The sequence below is a fragment of the Polycladidibacter stylochi genome (genome assembly GCF_001562055.1).
GTDB lineage: Bacteria > Pseudomonadota > Alphaproteobacteria > Rhizobiales > Stappiaceae > Pseudovibrio > Pseudovibrio stylochi.
The window spans coordinates 46933-53688 of the sequence record NZ_LLWE01000009.1; the positions used below are offsets into that span (position 1 = coordinate 46933).

At 45.5% G+C, this 6756-nt stretch carries 5 protein-coding genes; 4 read left to right on the plus strand and 1 reads right to left on the minus strand.

Annotation, left to right across the window (positions count from 1 at the left end):
* The first annotated feature begins 50 nt into the window (after positions 1-50).
* The 3 genes from AYK67_RS01785 (at position 51) to AYK67_RS01795 (ending at position 3100) form a co-directional block, all read left to right on the plus strand.
* Positions 51-779: a response regulator gene (locus AYK67_RS01785; RefSeq protein ID WP_068081492.1), complete on the plus strand. Its 729-nt coding sequence runs from the start codon at positions 51-53 to the stop codon at positions 777-779.
* Positions 776-2281: an ATP-binding protein gene (locus AYK67_RS01790; RefSeq protein ID WP_068081494.1), complete on the plus strand. Its 1506-nt coding sequence runs from the start codon at positions 776-778 to the stop codon at positions 2279-2281. Before AYK67_RS01785 ends, AYK67_RS01790 begins: the two co-directional genes overlap by 4 nt.
* 102 nt (positions 2282-2383) lie before the next feature.
* Positions 2384-3100 (plus strand): DUF1906 domain-containing protein, encoded by a 717-nt coding sequence (locus tag AYK67_RS01795; RefSeq protein ID WP_068081497.1) that lies wholly within the window; start codon positions 2384-2386, stop codon positions 3098-3100.
* 57 nt (positions 3101-3157) lie between these two features.
* Here the strand turns inward: AYK67_RS01795 and AYK67_RS01800 are convergent, their stop codons facing one another.
* On the minus strand, positions 3158-5338 hold the full coding sequence (locus tag AYK67_RS01800; protein WP_068081500.1) for a malate synthase G: 2181 nt from the start codon (positions 5336-5338) through the stop codon (positions 3158-3160).
* Between the two features lie 281 nt (positions 5339-5619).
* Here AYK67_RS01800 and AYK67_RS01805 point away from each other — a divergent pair, with 281 nt between their 5' ends.
* The gene (locus AYK67_RS01805; protein ID WP_173645091.1) at positions 5620-6537 is read left to right on the plus strand and encodes a DMT family transporter; all 918 of its coding nucleotides are present in this window, start codon (positions 5620-5622) and stop codon (positions 6535-6537) included.
* The last annotated feature ends 219 nt before the right edge of the window (positions 6538-6756 follow it).

Below are 6756 nucleotides of genomic sequence, written 5' to 3' on the forward strand. Positions count from 1 at the left end.
TGGCTATCATCTGGTTATCTAGGCAAAAATCTAACTATTGAGCTAAATAAATGACAGAAAGCAGCGCTCATATTCTGATAACCGATGATAATCGTGATATCCGAGAATCTCTAGCACGTTACCTTGAAAAGAACGGCCTTCGTACAAGCGTGGCCGACAGTGCGGCCCAGGCACGAAAGGTCCTTAAAGCTGCAGCTATCGATTTGGTTGTACTGGATGTAATGATGCCAGGCGAGGATGGTTTATCACTCTGTCGGCACCTTGTGGAGACAGGCCGGGCACCTGTTATACTTCTTACAGCCATGGCTGAGGATACAGATAGAATAGTCGGCCTAGAAATGGGTGCCGACGATTATGTTACCAAGCCATTTAATCCTAGAGAGCTTTTAGCACGCATTAAAGCAGTACTTCGACGGACCAGCCATGTACCAAAGCAACGCGACGCCACTGCACAGGAATTGCTTACTTTTGACGGCTGGGTATTAAAGGTTGCCCAAAGGGAACTAACAAACCCTGATGGGGTTCAGGTCCCCCTTTCCAGTGGGGAGTATCAATTGCTGTTGACCCTTTTGAAACGCCCCGGGATCGTTCTCTCTCGAGATCAACTGCTAGACTTAACAAGCGGCCGGTCACCGGCTGTGTTTGACCGTTCTATCGATAACCAGATATCCAGACTGAGACGTAAGGTGGAACGTAACCCTAAAGATCCCAAATTAATCGTCACTGTGTGGGGTGGAGGTTATACATTTGCAGCTAAAGTAGGTGATGGTTCGAAATGAAACGCTTGAAAGGCTGGTTTTCGGGAATGGCCGGACAGCTGATTTCCCTATTGGTTATCACGCTTTTTATCTCAATGCTGGTTAGCATTCATCTGCTGAGCGGTGAACGACGAAGTGCGCTTATTGGCCAAGCAAGGGATAATGCCATATGGCGTACTGCTTCGGTTATTCGCCTACTTGAGAGTGTTCCCAAAGACTATCAGCAGCCTATTCTTGATACAATTTCAAATAGTAGCAGTAGTTTTTCCATTGATCGTCATGCAACTATTTCCAAGTCGGAAGACAGTGATATCGAGCGATCCATCTCGCGTTACTTACGTAAAGCGCTGGATGAGCGGCGTATTGTGCATGCTAGAATTTCAACATTGAACGACAAAGATTGGAAACACTTTTCCTCCCGCCGGGATGAAGATGATGACCATTTGAGTAAAGAAGAGAGGCGGGAGAAACGGCGCCATAATGAACGGCTGGAGCGTGATGGCAAGCGAAACGAATTCTCGCATCATGCTTCGAAAATACAGAGGGCACGTGAAAAACTACACTCAATACAACGAAATGGCGGCTGTCTGGATGCCAGTATACAACTGAAAGACGGCAACTGGCTGAATGTTCAAAGCAGCTTTATTCCTCCCGCGTTGCCCTTTCAGACGGTTCTATTACCCCTTGTTGTTCTAGGGGGCTTGTTGATTGTTGTCGTGAGCCTTTTTGTGATGTGGGTTACAAAACCGCTACAGGTGTTGGCTCAACGCGCCGAAGAGCTTGGACGCGGTGAAAACAGCGAACCGATACCATTACGTGGCCCCAAAGAACTTCGCTTTGCGACAAATGCGTTCAACCAGATGCAAGAGCGTTTGACGCGGTTTATCAATGATCGAACTAAATTGCTGGCTGCCATTAGTCATGATTTACGTACACCTATCACTTCACTGCGTATACGTGCTGAATTTGTCGAGGATGCAGAAGATCGAGCGAAAATGATTGCAACTCTTGACGAAATGCAGAGCATGGTTGAGGCAACCTTACGCTTTGCCAGAGATGAATCCCAATCTGAAGCGCTGAGAAAAGTCAGCTTAAGTGATCTCATTTCAAGTATATGCTACGACTATCTGGAAATGGGGGCGCGTGTTGAAGAAAATGTTGATAGCGGCGTTGTTTGTGCACTACGCCCCAATGCTTTCAAACGTGCCCTTCGTAACTTGATTGATAATTCGCTTCGTTATGGTTCTCGAGCTGCCGTTCACTTAGAAAGAGTTGGTAGTAACGCCGTTATTCGCGTGTGTGATGACGGGCCGGGAATTCCAGAAAATAGGTTGTGCGACGTTTTTGAGCCGTTCGTTCGGTTGGAAGAATCGCGAAACGAAGAAACGGGTGGTATTGGCCTTGGCCTTTCTATTTGCCGCTCAATTGTACACGCCCATGGTGGCACCATTGAGCTTAAAAATGCAGATGATAACGATGGCGACATGACAGGGCTGATTGTTAAAATAACTCTACCAATGTAATGAGCTGTAAAACCCTGCCCTAACTATGTTGGTATTACATAGATCACAGCGTTATAAACGGAGCGTCGGCTCCTGTGTCTACTCATGATACAGGAGGCCAGAATGAGCCTTTTACAAACACACATCAATGCTTCGCAAATTGAAGGTAACGTTTATGGTTTGGACACGGCGCAAAACACGAGCGCCTATGCATTAGCCATTGCTCAAGCAGGTTTTCGCTCGGTTGGGCGTTATTACTCAAAAAGCAGTTGGAAGGTACTGACACGCCAAGAGGCGTTGGACCTTAGCACTGCCGGTCTTAAGATTTTTGTCGTCTACCAAGATAGCAACAACAGCCCTTCAAGCTTTAGCTATGAAGCGGGTCAGTCAGCAGCAACGACAGCACTCACCTTGGCACATGGGGTTGGCCAACCGCAGGGATCCGCTATCTATTTTGCCGTTGATTACGATGCCAGCCAATCCGACTATGATAACTATATCAAGCCCTACCTTGAAGGTGTGAATGCGACCTTTGAAACGGGGGGTAATCCTTATTCTACTGGTATTTACGGGAGCGGTCTGATTTGCAACAACGCTCTGAATGACGAATTGGTCCAATTCAGCTGGCTATCCCAATCCACCAAATTTCAAGGATACGATGCTTTTTATAACAGTCTGAAATGGAATCTAGCCCAACAATCAGCCAAAAATCTCAATGGGTTGGAGTATGATCCGGATTTGATCAATACTCGGAATGGGTATTACGGTGCGTTTAGTGTGGCCACAACTGACAGGGACTTATTGCGACTTGATGTGGCACAGCTCTCCGAGATTTTTTAGCATCTAAAGACCCGCCAGCTTTTTTGGAGTTGGCGGACCCTGTAAAAAAGCTGGCAATTATGTGACGCTTTGCAGCTGCTGTTTGCGTTGCCTGCGGCCAGCAAACAACTCACTTTCGGTATAGTCATTGGCCGATTGAGCCCCATTCAGCACCAATTTTAATGCTGTTTGATAGGCAACATTTGATTGCGGATTTGAAGCGATCGGACTGTAATTGACTTCATCGATGTTTTGTTGATCGACCAAATGTGCTGCTTGCAAAAAAGCTGCTTCTATTTGATCTTGCGTACAAAGGCCGTGCAACAACCAATTTGCTAGGCTTTGTGCTGAAATACGCAGTGTTGCCCTATCCTCCATCAATCCGGTTCCATCCAGATCAGGAATTTTCGAGCACCCAATACCTTGATCCACCCAGCGTACAACATAGCCCAATATACTTTGCGCATTGCGGAACAACTCTGTTTCAATCTCCTCGGGAGTGGGACGATCACTGATGACCGGTAATGTTATAAGGTCATACTGCGTTGATTTACCTTGATCTTTTTCCAGGCTTTCCTGAATTGCTTTGGTGTTATGTTCCAAATAGTGCAGCGCGTGTAATGTAGCAGCTGTTGGGGAAGGTACCCAAGCGGTGCTTGCCCCCGCAAGTACCTGTGCTTGCTTTTCTTGCAACATTGCCTTCATACTATCGGGTTTAGGCCACATCCCTTTACCGATTTGCGCCACACCGGAAAAACCTGTTTCGAGGCCAACTCTTACATTGTTTTCCTCATAGGCTTGATACCACTTTTCATGGCGCATCTTATCCTTTGCCACTAAGGGGCCGAATTGCATTGCGCTGTGTATTTCATCGCCAGTGCGGTCAAGAAAACCGGTATTGATAAAACAGATTCTGTCCTTGGCTGCGCGGATACACTCTTTCAGGTTGAGTGAAGTACGCCGCTCCTCGTCCATCAGGCCAAGTTTTATGGTGCCGGTTGCCAAAGACAACATTTTTTCAACACGATCAAAAAGCGTGTCAACAAATACCACTTCATCCGCGCCGTGTAATTTAGGCTTAACGATGTAAATGGATTGTCCTTGCGAGTTGGACTTTTGAGTTTTTCCAAGACCGTCAGAATGTTGGTTCTGTAATGCTATCAAGCTGGTTATTACAGCATCCAGAATACCTTCATAGTATTCTTCACCATTCTCGTCACGAACCAATGGTGTTGTTGATGTAATACCCATATTACGGACAAGTAACAAAGAACGGCCTGAAATAACAAGCGGCTCACCTTGCGCGTCGATATAGTGGCGATCTTGCGCTAAGCTACGTTTTATCGTTTTACCTGTTTTTTCGAACTCAGCTTGTAGTGTGCCGTCCATCACCCCTAGCCAATTGGCGTAGGCTTGTAATTTTTCATTTGCATCTACAACTGCTACCGAATCTTCGAAATCAACTATCGTGGTTAGCGCCGATTCAATTTGAATATCAGCTATACCAGCAAGATCGATTCTGCCAATTGTATGCTTGCGATCTATAACCAGTTCGATGTGCAAACCATTTTTTTCGAGCAGAATACGATCAGGGTTTTCAGTATTACCGAAATAGCCGACAAACTGTAGGGTATTCTCTAGGCCTGCCATTTGCTCATCGCCTTGCATTAAGGCAAGGGAGGCCCCAAACACGCTTAGTTCGGTAACGTCGTGCCAGCTACCATTATCGAGCGGTATGTGTGTATCTAGTAAATTGCGGCAATAGGTAATAACCGCCTTGCCGCGCTCGCTATCATAGTCCCCTTTTGGTGGCAGGCTGCCTAATGCATCGCTTCCGTAAAGAGCATCATATAGCGAACCCCAGCGGGCATTGGCAGCGTTCAGTAAATACCTTGCGTTGGTTACAGGTACAACGAGTTGGGGCGCAGCGGAACGCGCAATCTCGGGGTCAACATTGGCCGGATCAATAGTAAAATCACCGCCATTCGGTGATAAATAGCCAATTTCATTTAAAAACTCTGCTTGATCTTGCGGTGTTGGGCTAGTGTTTTGTTGATAGAAAGCGTCTAGTTGACCTTGAAGCTCGCTTCTTTTTTCCAGCAGTTGTCGGTTTATTGGTGAGAGATCCCGATGGATTTCATTAAGCGATTGCCAAAAGAAATCACTCTTTATTTGCGCATTTTTTAAAAGCCTACTTTCGACAAAGTCATGAAAGTTTGCATCAATTTGCATACCGGCAACCGTAACACTGGTTTTCATTGAAGCTCCAAATTAGTATTTTGCGAAAAGTGCCCTGCCTTGTTTGGGTAATCCTTGATTATATGATTTTAAAAAGCAAGTATAACAAAAAGATAATTAGCTCATGGGGTTTTGGCCAAATCATACATTACCATTATCTGTACTAATGAAATTTTGGCTGTCGTTTTCGTGCTGTTTTAAAAAATTCATTGACAAACTAAGGGGCTTTCGACACTTCTCACAATAAGCCTCAATAACGTGTGGCTCAAATTCATTTGTTTTAATAATAGCATGGACCTTTTATGAGCAGACCATCCGGTTTTTATAGCCGCCCCATTCTTCTTTTAAGTCTGACCACGCTATTTTGGAGTGGCAACACTATTGCAGGCAAAATTGCTGTTGGTGACGTTTCGCCTATGGCAATTGTCTTTATTAGATGGTCACTCGTTTGCGCCCTTATGTGGACAATTAACGGCCGCGCTGTCGTTAAACACTGGGCTGATATGCGCCCCCAACTCTCGATGATTGTTGTTATGGCGGCATTCGGGTTTACAGGATTTAACGCGCTTTTATATTTTGCTGCCCATCAAACCACCGCAGTCAACATTGGGATTTTACAAGGTTCAATACCAATGATGGTGCTAATTGGTGCACTTATGGTTTTTAAAACACCGGTAAGCCTGCAACAATTTGTGGGGGTTTTGCTTACGATTACCGGCGTTTTGGCAGTTGCAAGTAACGGTGATCTGGCCACAATTGCCAATTTGGAATTTAATGCAGGGGATGGCTTTATGCTGTTGGCCTGCGTTTTTTATAGTGGTTACACACTTGCCCTTAGGGAGCGGCCGAAAGTCCCCGGTCTTGTTTTCTTTACTGTGACATCCACTATTGCTGCATTGGTTTCAATACCGTTTTTAATATGGGAAAGTGCTGCTGGCGCTTTGCAGTGGCCCAATGTGGTTGGGTGGCTCATATGCATATATATTGCTTTATTCCCCTCATTTTTATCTCAGGTATTCTTTATGCGTGGCGTTGAGCTTATTGGACCAGGGCGTGCTGGTGTTTTTGTTAACCTCATTCCCATTTTCAGTGCCTTACTTGCGGTTGTTTTATTGGGCGAGAATTTTGAGTTATACCATGGGTTTGCTTTGGCATTGGTATTAGGGGGCATATGGGTATCTGAAAGAGCTAGCGCACCCAAAAAGCAGCGTCGTTTATAGTCAGGTTACTTTAAACAATTAAACTGTTTCTCGTTTACGTTCTTAAAGCGATTGCCAAGACTTGGTAGCAAGAGTAGTAAAAGATGCGCCCTTAGTTTATGTTAGCCTCATTTGCATTCTCGCCTTATGTGATGTGCTCCCCAATTTTCCCCCGGTCGGGAGGTAGAGATTTCTGGACCAAATCAGGAACACGGGCTGGATGCGTATTCCGATTTCATC

Excerpts from the sequence above, each read along its gene's own strand:
- AYK67_RS01790 (WP_068081494.1), top strand. The coding sequence starts at position 776 with ATGAAACGCTTGAAAGGCTGGTTTTCGGGAATGGCCGGACAGCTGATT.
- AYK67_RS01795 (WP_068081497.1), top strand. The coding sequence starts at position 2,384 with ATGAGCCTTTTACAAACACACATCAATGCTTCGCAAATTGAAGGTAAC.
- AYK67_RS01800 (WP_068081500.1), bottom strand. The coding sequence starts at position 5,338 with ATGAAAACCAGTGTTACGGTTGCCGGTATGCAAATTGATGCAAACTTT.
- AYK67_RS01805 (WP_173645091.1), top strand. The coding sequence starts at position 5,620 with ATGAGCAGACCATCCGGTTTTTATAGCCGCCCCATTCTTCTTTTAAGT.
- AYK67_RS01785 (WP_068081492.1), top strand. The coding sequence starts at position 51 with ATGACAGAAAGCAGCGCTCATATTCTGATAACCGATGATAATCGTGAT.